At 59.7% G+C, this 23,381-nt stretch carries 21 protein-coding genes and 1 tRNA gene; 6 read left to right on the top strand and 16 right to left on the bottom strand.

Going from position 1 to position 23,381, the window contains the following annotated elements:
* Positions 1-6 precede the first annotated feature (6 nt).
* Positions 7-1,977, top strand: coding sequence for an ATP-dependent DNA helicase (locus tag NX84_RS11555; RefSeq protein ID WP_039676735.1), 1,971 nt, complete (start codon positions 7-9; stop codon positions 1,975-1,977).
* On the opposite strand, the gene NX84_RS11560 is transcribed toward NX84_RS11555, so the two are convergent.
* The 4 genes from NX84_RS11560 to nrdF all read right to left on the bottom strand — a co-directional run bounded on the left by NX84_RS11560 (position 1,974) and on the right by nrdF (position 7,189).
* Entirely contained in the window at positions 1,974-2,699 is a 726-nt protein-coding gene (locus NX84_RS11560) for an aminoacyl-tRNA hydrolase (protein ID WP_039676737.1), read from the bottom strand. The genes NX84_RS11555 and NX84_RS11560 overlap by 4 nt on opposite strands.
* On the bottom strand, positions 2,692-3,942 hold the full coding sequence (gene serB / locus NX84_RS11565) for a phosphoserine phosphatase SerB (RefSeq protein WP_111689412.1): 1,251 nt from the start codon (positions 3,940-3,942) through the stop codon (positions 2,692-2,694). Before serB ends, NX84_RS11560 begins: the two co-directional genes overlap by 8 nt.
* 132 nt (positions 3,943-4,074) lie before the next feature.
* On the bottom strand, positions 4,075-5,766 hold the full coding sequence (gene ctaD, locus NX84_RS11570) for an aa3-type cytochrome oxidase subunit I (protein WP_039676739.1): 1,692 nt from the start codon (positions 5,764-5,766) through the stop codon (positions 4,075-4,077).
* A gap of 433 nt (positions 5,767-6,199) precedes the next feature.
* Positions 6,200-7,189 (bottom strand): class 1b ribonucleoside-diphosphate reductase subunit beta, encoded by a 990-nt coding sequence (nrdF, locus tag NX84_RS11575; RefSeq protein ID WP_039676782.1) that lies wholly within the window; start codon positions 7,187-7,189, stop codon positions 6,200-6,202.
* 230 nt (positions 7,190-7,419) lie between these two features.
* Here nrdF and NX84_RS11580 point away from each other — a divergent pair, with 230 nt between their 5' ends.
* Complete coding sequence (locus tag NX84_RS11580) at positions 7,420-8,073, top strand: FadR/GntR family transcriptional regulator (protein ID WP_082013971.1); 654 nt, start codon at positions 7,420-7,422, stop codon at positions 8,071-8,073.
* Between the two features lie 9 nt (positions 8,074-8,082).
* Here the strand turns inward: NX84_RS11580 and nrdE are convergent, their stop codons facing one another.
* The 6 genes from nrdE to NX84_RS11610 all read right to left on the bottom strand — a co-directional run bounded on the left by nrdE (position 8,083) and on the right by NX84_RS11610 (position 13,959).
* Positions 8,083-10,245 (bottom strand): class 1b ribonucleoside-diphosphate reductase subunit alpha, encoded by a 2,163-nt coding sequence (nrdE, locus tag NX84_RS11585; protein WP_039676784.1) that lies wholly within the window; start codon positions 10,243-10,245, stop codon positions 8,083-8,085.
* A 74-nt stretch (positions 10,246-10,319) separates the two neighbouring features.
* Positions 10,320-10,745 carry a class Ib ribonucleoside-diphosphate reductase assembly flavoprotein NrdI gene (nrdI, locus tag NX84_RS11590; RefSeq protein ID WP_039676741.1) on the bottom strand — a complete coding sequence of 142 codons (426 nt, stop codon included), beginning with the start codon at positions 10,743-10,745 and terminating at the stop codon, positions 10,320-10,322.
* Positions 10,746-10,754: 9 nt separating this feature from the next.
* Positions 10,755-10,994, bottom strand: a complete 240-nt coding sequence (nrdH, locus tag NX84_RS11595; protein ID WP_039676743.1) for a glutaredoxin-like protein NrdH — start codon at positions 10,992-10,994, stop codon at positions 10,755-10,757.
* Between the two features lie 360 nt (positions 10,995-11,354).
* Positions 11,355-12,239, bottom strand: a complete 885-nt coding sequence (locus NX84_RS11600; RefSeq protein ID WP_039676744.1) for an esterase/lipase family protein — start codon at positions 12,237-12,239, stop codon at positions 11,355-11,357.
* Between the two features lie 154 nt (positions 12,240-12,393).
* Entirely contained in the window at positions 12,394-12,516 is a 123-nt protein-coding gene (gene ykgO / locus NX84_RS11605) for a type B 50S ribosomal protein L36 (protein WP_003847162.1), read from the bottom strand.
* Between the two features lie 123 nt (positions 12,517-12,639).
* Complete coding sequence (locus NX84_RS11610) at positions 12,640-13,959, bottom strand: sugar porter family MFS transporter (RefSeq protein ID WP_039676749.1); 1,320 nt, start codon at positions 13,957-13,959, stop codon at positions 12,640-12,642.
* A gap of 27 nt (positions 13,960-13,986) precedes the next feature.
* Between NX84_RS11610 and nadE the strand changes: the two genes are divergently transcribed.
* Positions 13,987-14,805, top strand: coding sequence for an ammonia-dependent NAD(+) synthetase (nadE, locus tag NX84_RS11615; protein ID WP_039676750.1), 819 nt, complete (start codon positions 13,987-13,989; stop codon positions 14,803-14,805).
* A gap of 48 nt (positions 14,806-14,853) precedes the next feature.
* Positions 14,854-15,993: an HNH endonuclease signature motif containing protein gene (locus NX84_RS11620; RefSeq protein WP_039676751.1), complete on the top strand. Its 1,140-nt coding sequence runs from the start codon at positions 14,854-14,856 to the stop codon at positions 15,991-15,993.
* A 75-nt stretch (positions 15,994-16,068) separates the two neighbouring features.
* Here the strand turns inward: NX84_RS11620 and NX84_RS11625 are convergent, their stop codons facing one another.
* The 5 genes from NX84_RS11625 to pgm all read right to left on the bottom strand — a co-directional run bounded on the left by NX84_RS11625 (position 16,069) and on the right by pgm (position 20,064).
* Complete coding sequence (locus NX84_RS11625; protein WP_169744717.1) at positions 16,069-16,791, bottom strand: fructosamine kinase family protein; 723 nt, start codon at positions 16,789-16,791, stop codon at positions 16,069-16,071.
* Positions 16,792-16,841: 50 nt separating this feature from the next.
* Positions 16,842-16,914: transfer RNA gene (locus tag NX84_RS11630), tRNA-Ala, on the bottom strand.
* A gap of 101 nt (positions 16,915-17,015) precedes the next feature.
* Positions 17,016-17,771 (bottom strand): DsbA family protein, encoded by a 756-nt coding sequence (locus NX84_RS11635; RefSeq protein ID WP_039676753.1) that lies wholly within the window; start codon positions 17,769-17,771, stop codon positions 17,016-17,018.
* 57 nt (positions 17,772-17,828) lie between these two features.
* Complete coding sequence (locus NX84_RS11640; protein WP_039676754.1) at positions 17,829-18,296, bottom strand: MauE/DoxX family redox-associated membrane protein; 468 nt, start codon at positions 18,294-18,296, stop codon at positions 17,829-17,831.
* 151 nt (positions 18,297-18,447) lie between these two features.
* Positions 18,448-20,064 carry a phosphoglucomutase (alpha-D-glucose-1,6-bisphosphate-dependent) gene (gene pgm / locus NX84_RS11645; RefSeq protein ID WP_039676786.1) on the bottom strand — a complete coding sequence of 539 codons (1,617 nt, stop codon included), beginning with the start codon at positions 20,062-20,064 and terminating at the stop codon, positions 18,448-18,450.
* Between the two features lie 79 nt (positions 20,065-20,143).
* Between pgm and NX84_RS11650 the strand changes: the two genes are divergently transcribed.
* A complete protein-coding gene (locus NX84_RS11650) occupies positions 20,144-20,455 on the top strand; it encodes a fluoride efflux transporter family protein (RefSeq protein ID WP_039676756.1) in 312 nt (103 codons plus the stop codon).
* Positions 20,452-20,814: a FluC/FEX family fluoride channel gene (locus tag NX84_RS11655; protein ID WP_231913746.1), complete on the top strand. Its 363-nt coding sequence runs from the start codon at positions 20,452-20,454 to the stop codon at positions 20,812-20,814. Before NX84_RS11650 ends, NX84_RS11655 begins: the two co-directional genes overlap by 4 nt.
* Positions 20,815-20,833: 19 nt before the next feature.
* On the opposite strand, the gene NX84_RS11660 is transcribed toward NX84_RS11655, so the two are convergent.
* Positions 20,834-23,380, bottom strand: coding sequence for an ABC transporter permease (locus NX84_RS11660; RefSeq protein WP_039676759.1), 2,547 nt, complete (start codon positions 23,378-23,380; stop codon positions 20,834-20,836).
* Position 23,381 lies beyond the last annotated feature (1 nt).

A 23,381-nucleotide genomic window follows, 5' to 3' on the forward strand; every position in this document is an offset into this window, starting at 1 on the left:
GGGCAAATGGACGAGCACTCAGCAACGGTTGATCTTCTCGACGCCGCCGTCGCCGCCCTCGGCGGTGCCCGGCGCGAGGGCCAAGTGCGCATGGCCCAAGCGGTCACTTCCGCTTTGGAGAAGGAACGCCACCTCGCGGTGCAGGCAGGCACCGGTACCGGTAAATCTTTGGCCTACCTCGTGCCGGCGTTCCGGCATGCTCAGGAAACCGGCAACACCGTCATCGTGTCGACCGCTACCTTGGCCCTGCAGCGTCAGCTGGTGGAACGCGATCTTCCGCGTTTAGCCGAGGCCCTCGAGCCCCACTTGGAGAAGAAGCCGACCTTCGCCATCATGAAAGGCCGTTCCAACTATGTCTGCCTCAACAAAGTTGCCCGCGCCTCCGAATTGGAGGATGAAGAAGCCCTGCTCGATGCCGCCGATTCGCCCTCCCACCTGGGCCGCCACGTCCAGCGCGTCTACGAGTGGGCTGAGGATACTGACACTGGTGACCGAGAGGATCTTGAACCGGGCGTACCAGATCTGGCCTGGCGGCAGGTCTCGGTGACGTCTGCTGAGTGTGTTGGGGCGGCGCGCTGTCCGCACGGTGAGGACTGCTTCGCAGAGCTGGCGCGGCGCCGCGCTGCTGACGTTGATGTGGTGGTCACCAACCACGCGCTGCTGGCTATCGACGCCGTTGCAGACGTGAATATCCTGCCGGAACACGACGTCGTCATTATCGATGAGGCCCACGAGCTCGACGGGCGCATCACCTCGGTGTCAACTTCAGAAATTACCGGCCGCGCCCTCAAGATGGCTGCAACCCGCGCCAAGGCCCTGGGCGCCAATGGCAAAGACCAGCGCTTGAGCGAACAAGCAGCTGAGCTTACCCAGCTCTTAGGGGAACTCCTGCCCGGCCGCTGGACCGACCTTCCAGAGGAAGCCAAGAACCAGCTCATGGCGCTGGCAGATACCCTTTCCTCCTGCCGGGAGACCATCGCCCGCACCCCGGAGGGAGAACAGGCCAACGACCCTGAGAAATTTGCCGAGCGCCAAAACCTGGCCAACCACCTCAATACCCTCGTCGAAGCTATCGCCCGCATCCTCGATGTCTTCGCCACCGGGGATCCGGCCGCACACGCGGATGTGGTGTGGCTGGAGCGCGACGAACGCACGCTTACCGATACCCTCGCCGTCGCACCACTATCCATCGCTGGCATGTTGCACGAGAAACTCTTCGGCGAGCAGACCGTGGTGCTCACCTCCGCGACCTTGGCCCTGGGTGGTCGCTTCGACGCCATGGCTGCGCAGTGGGGCCTGCCAAAAGGAACGTGGGATTCCCTCGACGTAGGCTATCCCTTCGACCCCGCGCGCAGCGGCATCCTGTACACCGCAAGCCACTTGCCACAGCCGGGCCGTGATGGACTAAGTCCGGACACCATCGAAGAAATCCGCGAGCTCATCATGGCCGCCGGCGGGCGCACCCTGGGGTTATTCTCTTCGCGCCGCGCCGCCCAGCAGGCAGCTGAGGAGCTCAAGCCGCAGATTCCCTTCGATATTTTCCTCCAAGGTGAGGACTCTATCGGTGCGCTGGTGGATAAATTCACTAAGAACGAGAATTCCTGTCTCTTTGGCACCCTGAGCTTGTGGCAGGGAGTCGACGTGCCCGGTCCCTCCTGCTCGCTCGTGCTCATTGACCGCATCCCCTTCCCCCGCCCGGATAACCCGCTCATGCAAGCCCGCACTGAGGCCGCGAAGGCAGCCGGCCGAAACGGATTTATGGAAGTCTCCGCCACGCATGCAGCGCTGCTCATGGCGCAGGGAGCGGGAAGGCTTCTGCGCTCCGTCGATGACCGCGGTGTTGTCGCTGTGCTTGATAACCGCCTCGTGACCAAACGCTACGGCTCATACCTGTGTGATTCCATGCCGCAGATGTGGCGCACCACCGACCCGGACGTCGTCCGCGGCGCACTTAAAAGGCTCATCGAAGCACGCTAAGGACGGCGCAACGCACACACCGTAGCCGAGTCCGGTGCTACCTCGGTAAAACCTGCATCCCGGACCACCACGGCGTCCTGCCGGGCGCAGGCCTCAGCGAAGAATGCGGAGTCTACTTCTCGCACGCACAGCGCAAAGTCCTGTGCTGCCCACTTTTCCGCCTCGTCCAAGCTCATCGCCGCGGCAAGCAACATGGAGCCATGCCCCACTTGGGCAGCGGCCTTACCTGCGCTCATCTCGAGGGAGGCATCGATGAGGATCAGGGGGACGTCGCCAAGCGCCGGCCGCGGTGCATCCTTCGGCAGATCCGTGTGACCGATCTGCAGCTTGGCCACGAGTGGATCGACCTCGGAGACCGCAGAGGGCACGAAGGCTCGGGCGCGATCTGCCACCGTCACACCAGGCAAGCCCTGCACATCGCGCCATGCCTTGTTGCGAGCTCGCCGTGCAACCTTACGGATGCGGTGCCCATACCACTGCCCCAATGCTTCAGCGAACGCACCATCCTGGCCGGCGCGCTCATCCAAGCAGAGCTTGACGACGGCCCTCGCCGCCGCCTCCAGCACCTCCGTGCGGCTCGGCGGCTCCTGCTTAGGCAGGTTCAGCGCAATCTGCATGGCCTGGACGGTCTCGGGCTTATCAGGGTCCTCAGGATCATCGCGCCAACTGCGCTCGCTGCAGGCTTCAACCAAGCGGCGGTGAGCCTCGCCGAGATTAGTCAACGACGACCTCTTCCATGGGAATACCTAGGATTTGCAGGATTTCATCCATATACGGGTGGTTAACGGAGGTGTCCGCAACCTCACGCAGTGCAGGTTTGGCGTTAAAGGCAATGCCGAGGCCCGCGGCGGAAAGCATGTCAATGTCATTGGCACCATCGCCCACCGCAACCGTTTGTCGCATGCTCAAACCAGAATCAGCGGCGAACTCACGAAGGAAGTTTTCCTTGGCCTTACGGTCGACGACATCCCCGATGACCCGACCAGTAAGCTTGCCATCTTCAATTTCCAAGGTATTGGCGCGAACGTAGTCAAGGTCGAGCTCAGCGGCCAAATCCTCAAGGACCTGGATAAAGCCACCGGACACAACCGCAACGCGGTAGCCCATGCGCTTGAGCGTACGAATGGTGGTGCGTACACCCGGAGTGAGCTCAATATCAGCGGCGGTCTGCGCGATGACGGATTCCGGAAGACCAGCCAAGGCGGCTACGCGCTCACGGAGGGATTCTTCGAAATCCAATTCTCCACGCATGGCGCGCTCGGTCACCGCGGCCACCTCTGCCTCCTTACCGGCATGGGCAGCCAGCATTTCGATGACCTCGCCCTGAATCAGCGTGGAATCGCAATCAAAGCAGATCAGACGCTTGGAGCGACGCTGCAGGCCGGAGCGCTCGATGGCAATGTCGACGCCCTGCTCGGTGGCCAGACGGGCCAGGGTGGCGCGAACGGGGTCCGCGGAACCCTCGACGGTGATGTAGAGTTCAAGGCCGTTAAGTGGGTACGTCGACAGCCCGCGAATGCGGTCAATGTTGGCGTTGAAGTTGGCCAATTCTTGCGCAATCGCAGAGACGTGGCTGGCATTGAGTTGGCGGCCGAGCACCACGACGACGTGCGTGGACCGCGGGCGCGAAGTAGCTTCATCCGCACGCAGCTCCACGGTGAGCGACTGAGCATAAATGCTGAGGGTGTTGCGTAGTCCCTTCTCCATCGCCTCCACGCGCGAGCTATCAACGCGCACGTAGGCCGACAGGGAGATGCGGCCGGAGAAGATGGCCTGTTCGACGTCGACGAGCTCGACGTTATAGGAGCCAAGAACACGGAAGAAAGCCGCGGAGACGCCTGGCTTGTCGGGACCGGACGTTGTCACAACGGCGAAGGCAGTCTGGTTAGGGTGATCGATCTGGTTATCCACGCTGTCATTATCGCATGTCCGGTTTGTCCACGGACAACCTCCCAACCATCGCATCCAGAACACACGACAAACGCCGCCTCCCCATCGCGGTGATGGGGAGGCGGCGTTCTCAGGAGTTCGCGTATTTCTCCGCGCCCGTCCGGGCTAGCGAGTGGCTAGCTGCACTGGGGCACGAGACCCGCTGGATTAGTGGCCGTAGTGTGCTTCCTCACGGATGCGCTTGACCATGTGCGGGTAGTGCAGCTCGAAGGCCGGACGCTCAGAGCGGATACGCGGCAGGGAGACGAAGTTGTGGCGCGGCGGCGGGCAGGAGGTAGCCCACTCCAGGGAGTTGCCGTAGCCCCACGGGTCGTCCACGGTAACAATTTCACCGTAGCGCCAGGACTTGAAGACGTTCCAGATGAGCGGGATAACCGAAGCACCCAGGACGAAGGAGAAGATGGTGGAAATCTGGTTGAAGACCGTGAAGCCATCCGACTCCAGGTAGTCAGCGTAACGACGCGGCATACCCATGTTGCCAACCCAGTGCTGAACCAGGAAGGTGCCGTGGAAGCCGATGAAGGTCAGCCAGAAGTGGATCTTACCCAGACGCTCATCCAGCATGCGGCCGGTCATCTTCGGGAACCAGAAGTAGAGGCCAGCGAAGGCGGAGAACACCACGGTACCGAACAGGGTGTAGTGGAAGTGAGCGATAAGGAAGTAGGACTCAGCCAGGTGGAAGTCCAGGGCCGGGGAAGCCAGCATAATACCGGTCATACCGCCGAAGAGGAAGGTTGCCAGGAAGCCCATAGCGAAGATCATCGGGGTATCCCAGGTGATGTGACCCTTCCACATGGTGCCGACCCAGTTGAAGAACTTCACGCCGGTCGGAACCGCAATCAGGAAGGTCATGAAGGAGAAGAACGGCAGCAGGACGGCGCCGGTGACGAACATGTGGTGAGCCCACACAGCCATGGACAGCGCGCCAATTGCCAGAACGGCGAAGACCAAGCCGATGTAGCCGAAGACCGGCTTACGGGAGAAGACCGGGACTACCTCAGAAATAACACCGAAGAACGGGATAGCGAGGACGTAGACCTCTGGGTGGCCGAAGAACCAGAACAGGTGCTGCCACAGGATGGCGCCGCCGTTAGCGGAGTCATAGATGTGGCCGCCTAGCTTGCGGTCGTACAGAACACCGAGGGCTGCTGCGGTCAGCAGCGGGAAGATCATCAGAACGATGATGGATGCGGTCAGCACACACCAGGTGAAGACCGGCAGACGGAACATGGTCATGCCCGGTGCACGAAGGGTCAGCACCGTGGTGATCATGTTGACTGCGGAAGCAATGGTGCCGACACCGGTAGCGCCCACACCAACGATCCACATGTCCGCACCGATACCCGGGGTGTGAACGGAGTCAGCCAGGGGCATGTACATGGTCCAACCGAAGTCAGCTGCGCCACCTGGGGTGACGAAGCCGAGCAGCATGACGATGCCGCCGGTCAGGGTGATCCAGAAACCGAAAGCGTTCAGACGCGGGAAGGCCACGTCCGGCGCACCAATCTGAAGGGGCAGCACGTAGTTACCGAACGCCCACACAACCGGTGTTGCGAAGAGCAGCAGCATCACGGTGCCGTGCATGGTGAACAGCTGGTTGAACTGCTCGTTGGACAGGAACTGCAGGCCCGGGGTGAAGAGCTCAGCGCGGAGCAGCAGTGCCATGAAACCACCGAGGAAGAAGAAGCTGAAGGCCATGATCATGTACATGATGCCCAGCTGCTTGTGGTCGGTGGTGGTCAAAAGCGTCCAAGCCTTGGAACCAGTCTTAGCGTTACCAGTCGGCTCTGGACGTGTGGGCGCGACGTAATCGTCGAGCCGTGGCGCCACAGCGGTCATAAAATCCTCCTGAAGAACAAGTGCTTCACCACATGGTGCGCAGCGCGAGAACTCGCGCAACGATCCACGTGATCAAACACCTAGGTTTACCTGCCTTATATTAGGGCACCGCGCTGGCAAATTTCCAGCGCTCCCTCAACTTCTGCCAACGTTGCTAACCCCGTTTGGAGCAGGAAAGGTTCACGAACTGCCTGCACGATGGCAGCCGCTGCGACGACGCCCACTCCAGAACGCACAAGCCCGGTGATCCAGAACACAGCAGAGGGGGCACAGGCGGCTGAAAACGCGAAAAACGCACCCCCTGAAAGAATCAACCTTTCGATTGATCCTTTCGGCAGGTGCGTGTCATGCCCGCAGCCGAGATGCGCGCTGTTGCGGAAGTGATCAGCGCCTTATCGCGGCAGTCATTGTCGTCTCAGACTGTAGGTTTTCTTTAGAAATCCCAGTCGTCGTCTGTCGTTTCCTCCGCCTTACCAATGACATAGGAAGAGCCGGAGCCAGAGAAGAAGTCGTGGTTCTCATCGGCATTCGGGGACAGTGAGGAGAGGATGGCCGGGGAGACACGAGTTTCGTCTGCTGGGAAGAGACCCTCAAAACCAAGGTTGTTGAGTGCCTTGTTGGCGTTGTATCGCAGGAAGCGCTTAACGTCCTCAGTCCACCCCAGCTCGTCGTAGAGATCCTCGGTGTAGTCAATCTCATTCTCGTAGAGGTCATAGAGAAGATCGAAGGCGTAACCCTTCATTTCCTCCTGATGCTCCGGGGAGAGCTGCTTGTAGCCCTGCTGGAACTTGTAGCCGATGTAGTAGCCGTGCACGGCCTCATCGCGGATGATGAGGCGAATGATATCGGCCGTGTTCGTCAGCTTGGCGCGCGACGAGAAGTGCATCGGCAGGAAGAAGCCGGAGTAGAAGAGGAAGGACTCCAACAGCGTGGAAGCGACCTTCTTCTTCAACGGGTCATCGCCCTGGTAGTAAGACATGACGATCTTCGCTTTGCGCTGAAGGTTCTCGTTTTCCTCAGACCAGCGGAACGCATCGTTGATCATCGGAGTCGACGCCAAGGTCATGAAGATGTTGGAGTAGGACTTCGCGTGCACCGACTCCATAAAAGCGATGTTGGTGAGGACGGCCTCTTCGTGCGGCGTGACGGCGTCGGGAAGCAGCGATACTGCGCCCACGGTGCCTTGGATGGTATCCAAAAGCGTCAGGCCGGTGAAGACACGCATGGTGGTCTCCTGCTCCTTCTCCGTCAGCGTCTTCCAGCTGGGGATGTCATTAGACACCGGAACCTTTTCCGGGAGCCAGAAGTTACCCGTGAGACGGTCCCACACCTCGGAATCTTTCTCATCCGGGACGGTATTCCAGTTGACCGCCTTCACCGGAGCCTCGTGGCTGGCAATGTAGTCGTCATACTCGTGAGACACGCGCATTACCTCGTCTTTCTAGTCTGAGTGTGCCTGTGGCCATCGTACCCGCTTGGCCTGCATTCCGATAAGTGTCGCTACTCCCCATGCATCCAGTAGCGACGACGGGCTAATTTATACTGACGTTTTATGTGTTCCGAGTCCGCGTTTCTCACGCAGAGGGAGGTATTGGCATCGTGGCGACTACGCAAGAGTCACACACTCCGCTGCTAAGCACCGTGCTGGACACCATGGGATCAGACATCGTCAGTGGCACCCTCCCCGCTGGTGAACGATTCACCCTGAACGATATTTGTCAGCGCTTCGATATTTCACGCACGGTTGCCCGCGAAGCGATGCGCGCCCTTGAGCAACTGGGCATGGTGGCGTCCTCGCGGCGCGTCGGCATTACGGTGCTGCCGATTAGCGAGTGGGCCGTCTACGATTCCTCCATCATCTCGTGGCGCCTGAACTCGGAGAAGTCACGAGACGGACAGCGCAGTTCCCTCAACGAGCTGCGCCTGGCCATCGAACCTATTGCAGCGTCCCTAGCAGCTCAGCATGGTTCCCCGGCAGACAAAGAGGAGATCCTCGAGCTGGCACAGCGCTTGCATTCTTTTGAGGACACTCCCGCGCGGCGAGTCGGCGAACAACTCGCAACGGACCTACGCTTCCACACCATGGTGCTACATGCATCAGGCAATGAGATGTTTGCGGCACTGAGTCCGTTCCTTCTATCCATGGTGCGCGGGCGCTCGGTGTTTGGCTCGCGCAAGCGCAACCCCACCGCGGGAACGGCGCGCCTCCACCTGGATTTAGCGCACGCAATCCATAGTGGTAACGCGAGCGAGGCAGAAAAAATCGCACGCGCCATCCTCACGGAGGCACGTGCGAAAGAGACCTAACTCAAAGGTTTAAAGCATGCAGGAAACGCAGCCCTCAACCTCAGTTCCCTCCAGCGCCATCTGGCGCAGGCGGATGTAGTAGAGGGTCTTAATGCCCTTACGCCAGGCATAAATCTGGGCGCGGTTGATGTCACGAGTGGTAGCGGTGTCCTTGAAGAACAAGGTCAACGACAAGCCCTGATCCACGTACTTGGTGGCCACAGCGTAGGTGTCGATGATCTTCTCGTAGCCAATCTCATAGGAATCCTTGAAGTACTCAAGGTTGTCGTTATCCATGTGCGGCGCCGGGTAGTAGACGCGGCCGATCTTGCCTTCCTTACGGATTTCGATCTTGGAGGCAATCGGGTGGATAGATGAGGTCGAGTTGTTGATGTAGGAAATCGAACCAGTCGGCGGCACCGCCTGCAGGTTACGGTTGTAGATGCCGTGCTTGGCGACGTCCTCCTTCAACTGCGCCCACTCCTCCGCCGTCGGCGTGTGAATGGAAGAAGCCGCGAATAGCTCCTTGACGCGCTCGGTGCGGGGAGCGAAATCAGCTGGGTCATAGCGGTCGAAGAATTCACCGCTTGCGTACTCGGATTCGGGGAACTCCGTGAAGTACTCGCCGCGCTCACGAGCCAGCTTGTTGGATGCACGAAGTGCGGCGTACATGATGGCTGCGAAGTAGGCGTTGGTAAAGTCCAAGCCTTCTTCCGAGCCATACTCGATGTGCTCGCGACCGAGGTAGCCGTGCAGGTTCATCTGGCCCAAGCCGATGGCATGGGAATCATCGTTGCCCTTGCGCACCGACGGCACGGAGTTAATGGACGTCTTATCCGCCACTGCAGTCAGGCCACGGATGGCGGTTTCTACGGTCAGCGCAAAGTCCGGGGAATCCATGGTGGCCGCAATGTTGAGCGAGCCCAGGTTGCAGGAAATGTCGCTGCCCAAGGTCTTGTAGGTCAGGTCTTCATTGAGCTCGGAAGGAGCATTCACCTGCAGAATCTCAGAGCACAGGTTCGACATGTTGATACGGCCGGTCTTGACCGGGTTCGCGCGGTTTACGGTGTCCTCAAACATGATGTACGGGTAGCCGGACTCGAACTGCAGTTCCGCGATGGTCTGGAAGAAGTGGCGGGCGTTGATCTTCTTCTTGCGGATGCGCGGATCCTCCACCATTTCTTCGTAGTGCTCAGTGACGGAGATATCTGCAAAAGGCTTGCCGTAGACGCGCTCGACGTCATACGGGCTAAACAGGTACATGTCATCGTTCTTGCGAGCCAGCTCGAAGGTGATGTCCGGAACGACGATACCTAGCGACAGGGTCTTGATACGGATCTTTTCATCCGCGTTTTCACGCTTCGTATCAAGGAAGTTCATGATGTCCGGGTGGTGCGCGTTGAGGTATACCGCACCAGCGCCCTGGCGTGCGCCAAGCTGGTTGGCATAGGAGAAGGAATCCTCCAGAAGCTTCATTACCGGAATGACGCCGGACGACTGGTTCTCGATGTGCTTGATCGGCGCGCCCGATTCGCGGATGTTGGTCAGCAGCAGTGCCACGCCGCCACCGCGCTTGGACAGCTGCAGTGCGGAGTTGATGGAGCGACCGATGGACTCCATGTTGTCTTCGATGCGCAGCAGGAAGCAGGATACGAGCTCGCCACGCTGGGCCTTGCCAGCGTTAAGGAAGGTCGGGGTCGCCGGCTGGAAACGGCCGGTCATGATTTCGTCCACGAGGTGCTCAGCCACCTCGGTATCGCCATCAGCCAGGAAAAGTGCGGTCATGGACACGCGATCCTCAAAGCGCTCGAGGTAGCGGCGGCCGTCAAAGGTCTTCAGCGTGTAAGAGGTGTAGTACTTGTAGGCGCCCAGGAAGGACTTGAAGCGGAACTTGTAGGAGTATGCACGCTTGAAGAGGGACTTAATGAAGTCGAAATCGTACTGCTCGAGCAGCTCCGGCTCGTAGTACTTGTTTTCCACCAGGTAGTGCATCTTTTCTTCCAGGTCATGGAAGTAGACGGTGTTCTGGTTGACGTGCTGGAGGAAGAATTGGTTCGCGGCCTCACGGTCCTTGTCGAACTGAATCTTGCCGTTCTCGTCATACAGATTGAGCAGTGCGTTCAGCGCGTGATAGTCCAGCTGCTCTTCAGGCTTCACAGGTTCGGCGACGGTCTTACCCAGTTGCGTGGTCACGACGTTCACGGGCCTTTCTTTACTATGGCGAAATTGGAGAGACGAAAATCTACAGGGAATACATAGGAGAAGCCCTAGGCTGCAAGGCCTAAGGCTGCGGCGTTGGCCAGCAGGCCTTCGCGGCAAATTGTGACATCTTCCTCGGTACCAAGAAGTTCGAAACGGTACACATAAGGCACCTTACACTTGGCGGCGATGACGTCGCCGGCCTTGCCAAAGTCGGTACCGAAATTGCTGTTTCCTCCGGCCACGACCGCACGGATAAGGCTGCGGTTGTGTTCGTTATTGAGGAAACGGATGACCTGCTTGGGTACGGGCCTCGTGTTCTGCTTGCTTATCGACGCCCCTCCCCCATACGTCGGACACACCAAGACGTAGGGTTCGTTGACGATGAGTGGCTCATCAGTCAGGCGCAGCGGGATGCGGGCGCTGGGAAGGCCGAGCTTCTCAACGAAGCGGTGGGTATTTTCCGTGGCGGAAGAGAAATACACGACCAACATGACGAAATTTTATGCAGTTGCCGCCAAGGAGCTCAGGCTCTTGATGCGGTCAGGACGGAAGCCAGACCAGTGCTCGCCGTTGGCCTCGACGACCGGTGCCTGGACGTAGCCCAGAGCCATGACGTAGTCGCGAGCCTCGTCGTCCATGGAGATATCCACCATGTCGTACTCAAGACCGGCGCGGTCGAGAGCCTTCTTGGTGGCGTTGCACTGAACGCAGGCGGGCTTGGTGTAGAGAGTGATGCTCATGTGACGGTTTCCTTTGACGCTGCACACGTAGTGACTAATGAATTCTGCTGAGTGACTTTTAGCTCTGGCTACGCGGTGTAGGGCCGCCGCCTGAGCAACATCAACGACACTATACTTTGTGCCGAAACCCCGCAACTGACACTACATGTAGTAGTTACAACGATGATATTCCCAGGATGTAAGTCCCCCAGCCCCCACATGTTGACCTTGCACACCCCACTTCATCACCAACGCCGTAACTACACGGGTGGTATTTCCCGCAAGTTAACCAAACGTTCACCCGTTTTGTGGCAAACACCACAAACGGGCGCGGCCCGCGCCGCGCCCGGTAAGTCTGATTCACGAAGCAGGCAGGAGACCTCAGCCCCTCGTACACGTTGACGGGTCCGGCCCCTGCCCCTCTTCGCGGGTCAAGCCGAAAAGCACTTGGCTCATCACCGTGGTGTCTCGAGGCAAATCTGGATGTAGCGGCCCTGCCCCACACAGCTCACCGAGGTCGATATTAACCACGTCAGCGCCGCCCACAGCTTCCAGCACAGAGGTCGAGTTGGGCGTCACGGTGACATCAGCAGGCGAGTAAATCGAGGTATACAACGGGCCCGGCGCTGTGTCCGGCAAGGCATTGAGATTCTCCATGAACTCAGACCCCACCACCTGCTGAATACCAGCGCTGCTTGCAAAGAAGCGCGCCAAGTTCGGCATGGCCGCAATCATCTTCGCCAAGGTCTCGCCCATGCCGTCGAGGGTGGTCCCATGAAAATTCCCACCAAGAGCCACCGCGCGGGCAACATGATCGGGAGAACCATACATCTGCGTGTAGGTCTTAATATGCAGACCTCCCTGCGAGTGCCCCACGAGGTTCACCTTTTCGCTTCCGGTCACTTCCCGTACATAGTCAATCTGTTCTGCGACCTCACGCGCCGACTCGTCCAGATCCGCGATCCCCTTGGTTCGCGGACTGGCGTTCTGCAGCGTGACATCATCTGCGCCGTAGTCGAAGGCCCACACGCACATACCGCGTTCTTGCAGCACTGGGATAAGCTCGTTCCACGTCGACGCATTGTCCGAGGTTCCATGCAGGAGAACCACCGGCTCGCTAACCTCACCGCTTGACACACATGAAGGGTCATTGATCCCTAGTGACGGGTCAGCCGTACTGACCAAATCATTGTCTACAGCTTGGGCCACCGGTGCCGAGAACCCAACGACGGCAGCACACATCGCCGCCGCGATACGCCTTTTCATACGCTATTTCTTCTTTCTATTGTCCGCTAGGGAATGTTCTAAACCCACCCGATTATTATATTCAACGGATCTAATTTAGCGAGGTAGACGGGCATAAAAAAATTCCGCCTCCTCCAAATTAAGCGGAGGAGACGGAATGAGAATACGTCGATTCTTAGCCCTGGCGAGCCTTGAAGCGCGGATCCTTCTTGTTGATCACGAAGACCTTACCGTGGCGGCGAATAACCTGGGCGCCCGGCTTCTTCTTCAGCGACCGAAGCGACTTGCGAACCTTCATCGGGCGCTCCTTTCGTTATGCGCAAACTTCATGCGAATGGTTAGTTCAAAGCATTGCTGGGCGAGGGCCCAGCAATGACACGAGGAAAAATGTTACCGCACAAGCGCGTCATTACCAAAACACTCAACTATGAGAGTATCTCGACTGCAATTCCTGGGAGACCTCGCCCAGCGTCTTGCCCATCGTTTCCGGCACGAGTGCCCGCGTATACCCCAGCGCAACCACGCCCAGCACTGCAAAGACGCCAAACGCCAGTGAGCCGCCGAGCCACTCCACCACGGGCAGGAAGAACTGCGCTACTACCCAGTTACTAACCCACAGCGCTAGGCCCGCAATGCCCATTCCCAAACCGCGTACCTGCGCCGGCACGATCTCAGAAATGAGAAGCCACGTTGCCGGTGACACCGCCGCTTGTTGGCACGCGATGAACGCCGCCATGCAGGCCAACGACACCATAGCCAGTGGCGTCGAATCCTGCGCGAAGTGGTACACCACTGCGAGCACCACGAGAGATACTACGTTGCCACCCAGACCCACCATGAGCAGGCGACGCCGCCCCACGCGGTCCACAACGCGCATACCGACCACACAGGCAATAACCGACACCACGCCGATCACCATGGACGTGTACACCGAGTTCGTCGCAGACAAGCCCACCTGATTCATCATGGTCGGCGCGAAGTACACAATCGCATTAACGCCTGTGATCTGCTGCGTCAGTCCCATGAGCATCGCTAGCCCGACCGCCCAGCGCATCCAACTATTCGCGGACAGTGCGGCCCATTCGCCTGTGCTTGGCGACGCCCCCTTCTCCTCCCCCGCCCCTACCCGTGCGCGCACAGCGGCGGCGTCGTCGTGACGGCCCTGTGCAGCGAGCCATACCGGCGTATCAGGCAAGAAGAACATTCCAATGGCCAACGCGGCACCCGGCACCGCCGCGAGTCCCAGCATCCACTGCCAGCTGCCTGTTGAGGCAAGCGCGGAGTTCACCCCATAAGCCACCAACTGCCCGACAACAATCATGAGCGTGTTGAGTGACACCATCCGCCCACGCACCGCAGCCGGAGTAATTTCTGAGATGTACATCGGCGACACGATGGACACCGCGCCCACTGCTAGCCCCAACACAGCGCGGGCCGTGGCTAGTTGCGCCGTCGATCCCGCCAGCGCACACCACACCGATCCTGCAAGGAAGATAAGGCCACCGACGATAAGTGTGCGACGTCGGCCCATCCCATCCGCCACACGCCCCGCAGCCAGTGCACCCACGGCAGCCCCGACCAGCAGCATCGAGGTCACCAGTCCCTCCTGCTGCGCGGACATGTCGAACTCTGGGCCCACGAAGAGCAGTGCACCTGACATGACGCCGGTGTCATAGCCAAAGAGGAGACCACCCAGCGCTGCCACGCCAGCGACGACTATCACGTAGGAATCTTTGTTCACGAGTGCATATTGTCGCAGGCGGCTACCATGGTCGTCATGTCACACGAATCCACAAACCTCCAGCAGGACATCATAAAAGCCCTGGACACTAAGCCCTTGATCGATCCAGCGGAGGAGGTTGAGCGCCGCGTCACATTCCTCGCGGATTACCTGCGCACCACCGGAGCGAAAGGCTTCGTCTTGGGTATTTCCGGCGGCCAAGATTCCACGCTGGCCGGCCGCTTGGCACAGCTGGCCGTCGAACGCGTCGACGACGCACATTTCTGGGCGCTTCGCCTTCCCCACGGCGTGCAGGCAGACGAGGAAGATGCCCAGGTAGCGCTCGACTTCATCCAGCCCGATTACCGCCTGACCATCAACATCGCTGAAGCCACAGCGGCCCTCGATAGCGCGGTTGCTACTGCCCTCGAGGCTTCCACACTCGGCGATTTCAACCGCGGCAATCTCAAGGCCCGCCTCCGCATGGCTGCCCAGTACGCGGTGGCCGGGGAGGTCGGCGCCCTGGTAATTGGTAGTGACCATGCTGCAGAAAACGTCACTGCATTCTTCACCAAGTGGGGAGACGGCGCCGCCGATCTCATCCCGTTAGCCGGCCTCAACAAGCGCCAGGGCGCCCAGCTTCTTGAGTACCTCGGTGCGCCTGAATCCACGTGGACAAAGGTCCCTACCGCGGACCTTGAGGATGATCGCCCGCTGCTTTCTGACGAACAAGCCCTCGGCGTTACCTATCCCCACATCGACGATTACCTCGAAGGCAAGGCCGTGCCTGCCGACGCCCAGGAACGCATCGAAACCCTCTGGCGCCAAGGCGCCCACAAACGCATCATGCCTCCCGGCCCTCAATAGTCGCCTTGCGGTTGCGGGGTTGGTGGGCCTGTTTTAAGCTTCGTGGCCATGGGGGTACTAGAAACCTACTTCCACTACCGCAACTCGGGGATCGCGCTAGTGGAAAAAGCATCCAGCTCACCCGACGAGCTCCGCGCACTCGGCGCCGACACCAGTGACGCTACTGAACTTGCCCACCTTCACCGCGTCTACTTCGGGCACACCCGCTTCACCGGCAAACAACGCAAAGCACGCGCCGCCGCGATGGCACACAAACATAGCCTTAGCATTCTCACCCTGATTGAGTCCTACACCGCCAAAGTCAACAAAGACCTCGACGCCTGGAACCTACGCATAAAACTTGCCGGCACACCCGCCCACAAAATCCGCCACGTCGCCACCAAGCGCCTAAAAGAGCTTCGTGTCAAGCGCACCGCTAAACCCGGAGTACGCTTCACCTACCGCTCTAAGGGACCCAACTCCATTACCATCACCGACACCCCCACCGTCATCGCCGACATCAGAGGCACCCTAGAATCCGTTAATAAAACAAACCTGCTTGATGCTGCCCGCACCGTCATTGTCACCGGTGGTATTGGCACCACACCTGCCGTACATGCTCAAGTCGTAGTCACCCTCAACGAGCTCGACCAAATTATTAACGGTGATGGGGAGGAAATCGAACTTAACCTCACCAACGGCGCACGCATGACAGGCGCAGACTTTTTGGCCTACAAGTTTGCCGAGATTGGCTACGCCACCCTCATCCACCCTTTAGAGGGACCGGTTAACTCTTATAGGATTCAGCGGCATGCCAGCTGGAAACAACGCATCAGCCTGGCTGCTGAATTCCAAACCTGCTCTAGGCCCGGCTGCAACAGGCCAGCTGATTACTGCGAAGTCCACCACCTCATCCCCTGGCAGGCCGGAGGTTTTACTAACCTTAAAAACCTCACCTTCCTGTGCGCCTACCACAACGGTATTAACGATGATGACCCTAAACGGCCCACCGGGCGTGGTTACATGTTCCGGTTGAATACGGGGGTGAGCTACATCCCGCCCTGGGGTGTGCCAATTACCGCCATGCCCGAATACCAAGAAGCCACAGCCAGACTCGCTTCTGAGAAAGCAACAGGACAAGCCACAGGCCAGCCACCCGACCCGACGCCAGGAACAAGCCAACCACCCGACCCACCGGGTGCGAACTGAAGCTTCGCACCCACGCCGAGACGGCGAAACCCGCGAACCACACCACGGTCAGCGGGCACATCGGCGATCCCGCACCTAACTGAGGAGCTCAATCGTGGCTTGTGCCGCCCTGCCCAAGGGCCCGTAGTAGGCAGGACCATGCGTCGTAGCGTGAACCGCCAAGGGGTGCAGCTGGTGCATTGGTACCCACTTTTCGTACTCTGTCGGCGCCCCATAGCCGCGCAGAATCTCCTCATAATATGGCGTGCCGAAAAGCTCCAACATGGCTAGGTCTGTCCACGGGTGCCCGCCATGCGCAGCTGGGTCAATCATGACTGCCGAGTCCGCAGTAAAGAGCACGTTGCCCGCCCACAAATCGCCATGGATCCGCGCAGGCTCCACATCCCAGGACGCTGCTTGAAGGGCGTCGGTGGCGCGCTGGGTGACGTCGCGAAGCTCCTGCGGCAGCGTCACCAAAAAGGGAAGTACGCGCTGCTGCGCGTAGAACTCTCCCCAATTCGAGCATGGTTCACAGGGCTGCTCCACGCGCCCGATGAAGTTCGCACCTTCCCATCCCTCGGGCGGAGCACCGAAGGCCGAAGCACCTGACTCATGTACCTCGCGAAGCGCCGCACCGAAGGTACGCGCTGCCTGGACGCTCGGACGCGCCTGCGCTACGCGACGCGTACTAATCGTCGAATCCGTCAACCCCGCGACCTCAACCACGACGTCTTTACGTGCGGCTGCTAACCAGCGCAGGCCCGCGGCCTCCGCGCCGGCTTGGTCGGGTCGTGCTACTGACTTGGTGTAAACATCCATGCACCCCAGCATAGGAAAAGGCCGCCTCCCTACACGGAGACGGCCATCGGTGGAGCTAACGGGATTCGAACCCGTGACCCCCACACTGCCAGTGTGGTGCGCTACCAACTGCGCCATAGCCCCTCATAACGAGGTACAACCTTTGCGGTTGCAACTCGTAACAATATATCGCGCCCCAATTCGCGAACCAAATCGCGAGTTGGGGCGCGTTATTTACTCAATCGCTACTTATCCAGGACGAGGTCAACCCACTCCATGATGGACGTGTTCTCGTCTTCTGGAATGTCCTTGCCATCCTTGATGATGCGCGGCGAGGACACGCTTCCGGTTTCGGATTCCAGCTTCTCGTAGTTGGCGGTAACGAGTTCGTTGCCTTCGCCAACCTTGGCTTCCTGAATGGCCGTGACAGTGTCCTTGTCAGCGCCCAGCGACTTCGCGGCATCAGCGAAATCAGCCATATCCCACTTGTCGTAAACCTTGGACTGGTTCTCCATCAGGTACTTGCGCAAGTTCCAGTACAGCTTGGCATCACCAGACTTGGCCACCTGCTCCATTGCAGCAGCAGCCTTGGAAGAGTGTCCTTTGTTGCTCTTGATGCTCTCCAAGCCGTTTTGGCTTCCGTCCAAGAAGTTCAAGGAGCGCACGTGGACGATGAGCTTGCCCTCGTCGATGGCGTCCTTCATCTGCCCATCAGTTTCCTTTGCCAGGTCACCACAGTGAGGGCAGGAGTAGTCTTCGTAGAGGTCAACCTCGACAGCTTCCTTGCCCGCCTCAGCAGACTTGAGGGTCACTGCGTTGTCCGCCAGAGACATTTCCATGTTGACGTCCTCCGCAGCGTAGTCTCCCAGCGCATCGGTCTGGGCGCTGCGACCTTGGTAGACGATGTAGCCGATAACCACGGCCACGATGACCAGAAGAACAGCGAGGCCCCAGAGGAATCCACTATTGCCCTTGGAGTTGGGGTCTTTAACTGTGCTCATTGAACAACCTTGCCTTCATGACTTTTCTTCGAACAGATGGAAGCCTACACGCCGTGGTTAAGGGTGCAGTGCAAACTTGGTGAACGGACGCTTTATAGTCCACACCATTAAGACAGAATAGAAGACATCACGCAGTAGTGTCATCATGTAGTTCATCACTTGGGCATCCTTGTCCGGATTGGCTTCGAAGCAGCCACAATCAATTCCGAGTCCGCGCAGCCATGCTTGCGCAATGCCAATCATGAACAGAACCAGCACTACCTGCCCTACCCACGCCGATTGACGCAAGAAAAGACCCAGGAGCAGCAGCAATCCGCCGCACACCTCCAATGGGCCGATGAGGTAGGACAGGTAGTGCGACCATTCAGGCGTGAAAATCTCGTAGGCCTTGATACTCTGCGATACCGCGAGCTGGTCAGAGAACTTCGACAGCCCAGCCTTGATCCAGATGTAGGCCATGTAGAATCGCGCGAATGCACTGATGATGTCGAGCACCAGGGCGGTACTCACCTTCTTTTTTGCCACGCATCAACCTTAGCAAACCCACTACCAGTATCTTTAATACCTTTCAGAGGAAAAGACGGGGTGCAGCACCACTGAGCCCGAAGCGGCAATTCGGAACTCTCATGGTGTCTGTAGTGGGGGCAGGCGTGGTGGTACCCCCATCTCAGCGCAGCTAGGAACCGAGAACCTCAGCTACCAGCGCTTGGGCTTCCGACTGCACCTGCTTCAGGTGCTCCTCACCACGGAAGCTCTCAGCGTAAATCTTGTACTTGTCCTCGGTGCCGGACGGACGCGCGGCAAACCAGGCGTTCTCTGTGGTCACCTTGAGGCCACCGATGGCGGCACCGTTGCCAGGGGCTTCGGTGACCTTGGACACGATGGCTTCACCCGCCAACTCCGTTGCGGTGACCTGCTCCGGAGAGAGTTTCTTCAAAATCGCCTTCTGCTCACGGTTGGCCGGGGCATCGGTACGCGCATAAGCCGGCGCACCGTATTCTTCCGCCAGCTCCGCATAGCGCTGGGACGGGGTCTTGCCGGTCACTGCCAGGATCTCCGCCGCCAGCAGATCCAGGATGATGCCGTCCTTATCCGTCGACCACACGGTTCCGTCGAAGCGCAGGAAGGAGGCGCCGGCGGATTCCTCGCCGCCGAAGCCCAGTGAGCCGTCGACAAGCCCCGGCACAAACCACTTGAAGCCCACCGGAACCTCCACGAGTTCACGGTCCAGGCTGGCTACCACGCGGTCGATCATGGAGGAGGACACCAAGGTCTTGCCCACCCCGGCGTTACCCCACTCCGGGCGGTGGCTAAACAGGTACTCGATGGCCACGGCCAAGTAGTGGTTCGGGTTCATCAGGCCTGCATCCGGGGTAACAATGCCGTGGCGGTCAGCGTCGGCATCATTACCGGTAGCCAGGTCATACTTCGCGCGGTTCTCAACCAACGAAGCCATAGCGTCCGGCGAGGAGCAGTCCATACGGATTTTGCCATCAGTATCCAGCGTCATGAAACGGAAGGTGCCATCCACCTCCGGGTTCACCACGGTCATGTTGAGCCCGTAGTGCTCAGCGATGGCCGCCCAGTAATCCACCGAGGCACCACCCATGGGGTCCGCACCGATGCGTACGCCGGCATCCTTAATCGCCTGCATATCCACCACGTTGGCCAGGTCCGCGACATAGGTGTCCACATAATTGTGTTTCACACAGCGCTCATCTAGAACACCGTCGACCGGCACGCGCTTCACGCCCTCAAGCCCGGCGCGCAGGTAGTCATTAGCTTTCGCCGCAATCCAATCGGTGGCATCCGTGTCCGCTGGGCCGCCGGTAGGTGGGTTGTACTTGAAACCACCATCGCGCGGCGGGTTGTGAGACGGGGTAATAACAATGCCATCGGTGCCTGGGTTGGTCAGGATGGCGTGGGAGACAGCTGGCGTTGGGGTGTAGCGACCCCGATCATCCACGCGAACCTCCAGCTCATTTGCAAGGAGGACCTCAAGAGCGGAGACCATGGCGGGCTCAGACAAAGCGTGAGTATCGCGGCCGATAAAGATGGCACCGCTCGTGCCCTGCGTGGCGCGGTAGTCCACGATGGCCTGGGTAATTGCCAGGATGTGGGCTTCGTTAAAAGCGGTATCCAATGCGGAACCGCGGTGACCGGAGGTGCCAAAGGCAACCTGCTGGTCAGGATTGTCAGCATCTGGGGTTCGGGTGTAGTAGGCGGTGACCAGCTCCGCGATGTCGATGAGATCGGAAGGCTGGGTTAGCTGGCCGGCGCGCTCGTGTGCCATGAGATCCTCCTTGAGACGTGGATGTACCTTTAGCTTGCCTGCTTCGCGGAGGTTTCGCATCCCAATTAGGATGGGCACCATGCCACAGACCATTCTTGTGGGCTGCGGGGCGGCGCTCGGGGCGCTTACCCGTTTCGTCCTCTCCACTCTCCTTGGCGGCGGCGCGCTGCCGCTGTTGCTCATCAACATCGTGGGCAGCGCCATTATGGGATATGCCAAGCCGCCAGCCTTCTGGGGTACGGGCTTTCTCGGTGGATTCACCAGTTTCGCCACGTTTGCTTATCTCACCTCCAGCTTCGGCCCGGCACAGGCAGGCGCCTACGTCCTGGCCACCGTTGTGGGGTGTACAGGGGCGTATGTGCTTGGCGACGTCTCCCGGAGGCCCGCATGATCATCATCTCCGCCCTCGCCGTGCTTGTTGGCGGGTTTCTGGGAGGCTGCGCACGTTTCACATTTACTCGCATCTTGCCCTCCCCCACTTGCACATTCGCGGCCAATATCACGGGAGCGGCGCTCGCCGGCGTGGCCTATGGTTATGCCGCTCATACGCACGCCCCTGAGTACTTCCTCCCGCTTCTTGCTGCAGGTTTAGCGGGCGGCTTATCAACGTGGTCCACAATGGCTAAGGAACTCGGAGAAATGATAAAGGCCAAGCGCTGGTGGCGCTTGGCGCGTTATCTGTTCTGGACTATAGGCATCGGCATCGTGGTGGCCTGGCGTGGAGCCTGGGTCGGCTCCCTGCTTGCCTGAGTTTTCCTAGGCCAGCAGGCTAGTCGGCGATGGCGTCGAGCGGTGGCGTCTTTGCCGCGCGCTGTGCCGGCCAGATGGCGGCAAATACACCCACAATGCCGGAGCCAACCAGCATGATGATGAGCATCAGCCAGGGCACGGTAAGGGAATCGAGGCCGTCATCAGCAAGCACGGAGATGAATGCCCAGCCCAATCCGAGGCCGAGGATCATGCCCATGATGGCGCCGAACAAGGCAATCTGAACCGATTCCACCGTGATCATCGTGCGGATCTGGCGGCGCTGGGTACCCACGGCGCGCAGCATGCCGATCTCCTGGCGACGCTCAATGACGCCCAACGTCAATGTGTTCACGATACCCAGGATGGCGATAATGACCGCCAGCGCCAACAGCGCATAAAGGATGGTGAGCATCTGGTCAATCATGCCGGCGGCCTCGCCGGCGTATTCGGCACCGGTGCGCACCTGCACCACAACGAGATCCTTGACGGATTCCTCCAAGTTGGATCGCAGCTCTTCGGTGTCAACGCCTTCTGCCGCGTTGACAGCGACCATCATCGTGTCAAGGCTCGAGGGGTCTACGACTTCGGTCGCCGCAGACTCAGAGAGTGCCAGCCGCGGCAGCATCTGGAAAGGCTCATAGGTACCGATGAGCGTCACCTCACTGGTGCGGGTGGGGTCAGGGCCGGCGAGCTCGTAGGACTGGCCGACCTGCCAGCCTTGTTCCTCCGCCAGCGACGTATCCGCGATGAAGCCCGACTCATCGCCCAACTTGAGGGACCCTTCCGCCACGGTGAGGTTGAGGATGTCGTCGGCGTTGCCGCCAATTACCTGGCTGATAGCCACCTGCGGGCCATAGTTCATCGAGGCCTGGCCATCCACCATGACAGGTGCGGAACTCAATGCCACGACCTGGCCCGCGCCTTCAGCATTCCGGGCGAGATCAGCGGTCTCGTTCGGCGTGGGGAAATTGCCCGTCGTTGGCCCGGCAAGCAAGAAATCAGCGCGAACATCCTCGTCGATGGCATCAGATACCGAAGCCTTCATCGTCGCGCCCAACATGCCAATGGCGGTCACTAGGGCAACACCCAACATCAAGGCAAAGGCCGTAGCTGCGGTGCGACGCGGGTTGCGCGCGGAGTTCGTGGCGGCCAGCTTGCCCACCGCGCCGAAGGGCGCGCCCACCACGCGACCAATCGAGGGCACGATCGGCAGCGAGATAGCTGGGCCAGCGAGGAAGAAACCAACAATGAGGTTTAACGCTCCGAGACCGACGAGAGAGGCGCGGATGCCTGTGGAGACGTCGAGAAGCACGCCCAAGACCGCAAAGATAATGCCAGCGATGAGTAGCAACGCGCCCAGAACCGTACGCACAAGGAGGGAGGAACCAGCGGCGGACTCGGTGGTGCGCATAGCTTCAACAGGTTCAACGGCACCTGCGCGACGCGCCGGCGCCCATGCCGAAATTACGGTGACGATCGTACCCAGGATGAGCGGCACGACAACGGCGCTCACGCTCAGACCCAGACCGCCACCCATTGGCATGTCCTGCGCGGAGAAGACCGCCTTGATGGCCGCGACGAGGCCCACGCCGGCCACCACGCCCACTGCGGAGCCCACGAGGCCCACGATGATGGCTTCGGTGACAACAGAACGCGTGATCTGGCCGCGGGAAGCACCCAGCGCTCGCAGCAACGCGAATTCCTTGGTCCGCTGAGCGACGATCATGGAGAACGTATTCGCAATGATGAACGTACCCACGAGCAGCGCAATGAGGCCGAAGGCGATGAGGAAGTAGTTGACGAACTTCAACGCGGAGGAAATCTGGTCGGAGATTTCCTTGGCCAGCTCTTCGCCGGCCTCAGCATCAACGTCGAAGGTCTCATTGAGGTGATCCACGAGCTCTTCCGCGCTGACCCCGTCGGCTGCGGCGACCTTGAGCTGGGAGGAGTCGCCGTAACGTTCGGTGAATCCCGCGTGGTCTATCAGCAGGGTCAGGCTCGCGCCTTGGTCCACGGCAGGCTTGACGACGCCCACCACTTTCACCTCATCACGCTGGTCCGGGTGGACCACGACGAGAGTATCGCCCACGTGAATGCCGAACTTCTCGGCGGCGGAGTCATTGATGAGAACTTCAGCGGTGCCGTGGGGTTCGGAGCCGTCGACAAGCTCAGCGGGTTCGCCGACCGACTGATCAGCCGGATAGTAGGGCTCAACGCTGGCGGTGCCGCCGCCGGTCTGGAAGGCCTCAGCCTTGTCGTTAGCCGCCACGACGGTCTGGCTGCTTTGAATGTTGACCGCGCGCACGTCGGGATCGTTGGCGATGTCGTCCCGCATCTTCTGATCAAGTGCGGGGCCATCTTCCTTCTGGCTTACCGCTGCGTCCACGCCGGTAAAGGCGGTATCGACAGCGGAGTCGAAGGTATTCGACAGCGCGTTGGTGAACATGAAGGAACCGGAAATGAACGCGGTACCCAGCACCACGGCTAGGAGCGTGAGGGCAAGGCGCAGTTTGTGCGCGAGAATATTGCGCACGGATACCCTGCGCATGGTGTTCTTCGTGGCCATG

It is taken from the genome of Corynebacterium minutissimum (genome assembly GCF_000805675.1).
Classification (GTDB): domain Bacteria; phylum Actinomycetota; class Actinomycetes; order Mycobacteriales; family Mycobacteriaceae; genus Corynebacterium; species Corynebacterium minutissimum.

Bases quoted from the DNA above. Each gene is read 5' to 3' on its own strand.
- NX84_RS11555 (WP_039676735.1), top strand. From the start codon at position 7: ATGGACGAGCACTCAGCAACGGTTGATCTTCTCGACGCCGCCGTCGCC.
- serB (WP_111689412.1), bottom strand. From the start codon at position 3,942: ATGCGATGGTTGGGAGGTTGTCCGTGGACAAACCGGACATGCGATAAT.
- ctaD (WP_039676739.1), bottom strand. From the start codon at position 5,766: ATGACCGCTGTGGCGCCACGGCTCGACGATTACGTCGCGCCCACACGT.
- NX84_RS11580 (WP_082013971.1), top strand. From the start codon at position 7,420: ATGGGATCAGACATCGTCAGTGGCACCCTCCCCGCTGGTGAACGATTC.
- nrdI (WP_039676741.1), bottom strand. From the start codon at position 10,745: ATGTTGGTCGTGTATTTCTCTTCCGCCACGGAAAATACCCACCGCTTC.
- nrdH (WP_039676743.1), bottom strand. From the start codon at position 10,994: ATGAGCATCACTCTCTACACCAAGCCCGCCTGCGTTCAGTGCAACGCC.
- NX84_RS11600 (WP_039676744.1), bottom strand. From the start codon at position 12,239: ATGAAAAGGCGTATCGCGGCGGCGATGTGTGCTGCCGTCGTTGGGTTC.
- ykgO (WP_003847162.1), bottom strand. From the start codon at position 12,516: ATGAAGGTTCGCAAGTCGCTTCGGTCGCTGAAGAAGAAGCCGGGCGCC.
- nadE (WP_039676750.1), top strand. From the start codon at position 13,987: ATGGTCGTCATGTCACACGAATCCACAAACCTCCAGCAGGACATCATA.
- NX84_RS11620 (WP_039676751.1), top strand. From the start codon at position 14,854: ATGGGGGTACTAGAAACCTACTTCCACTACCGCAACTCGGGGATCGCG.
- NX84_RS11625 (WP_169744717.1), bottom strand. From the start codon at position 16,791: ATGGATGTTTACACCAAGTCAGTAGCACGACCCGACCAAGCCGGCGCG.
- NX84_RS11635 (WP_039676753.1), bottom strand. From the start codon at position 17,771: ATGAGCACAGTTAAAGACCCCAACTCCAAGGGCAATAGTGGATTCCTC.
- pgm (WP_039676786.1), bottom strand. From the start codon at position 20,064: ATGGCACACGAGCGCGCCGGCCAGCTAACCCAGCCTTCCGATCTCATC.
- NX84_RS11650 (WP_039676756.1), top strand. From the start codon at position 20,144: ATGCCACAGACCATTCTTGTGGGCTGCGGGGCGGCGCTCGGGGCGCTT.
- NX84_RS11655 (WP_231913746.1), top strand. From the start codon at position 20,452: ATGATCATCATCTCCGCCCTCGCCGTGCTTGTTGGCGGGTTTCTGGGA.
- NX84_RS11660 (WP_039676759.1), bottom strand. From the start codon at position 23,380: ATGGCCACGAAGAACACCATGCGCAGGGTATCCGTGCGCAATATTCTC.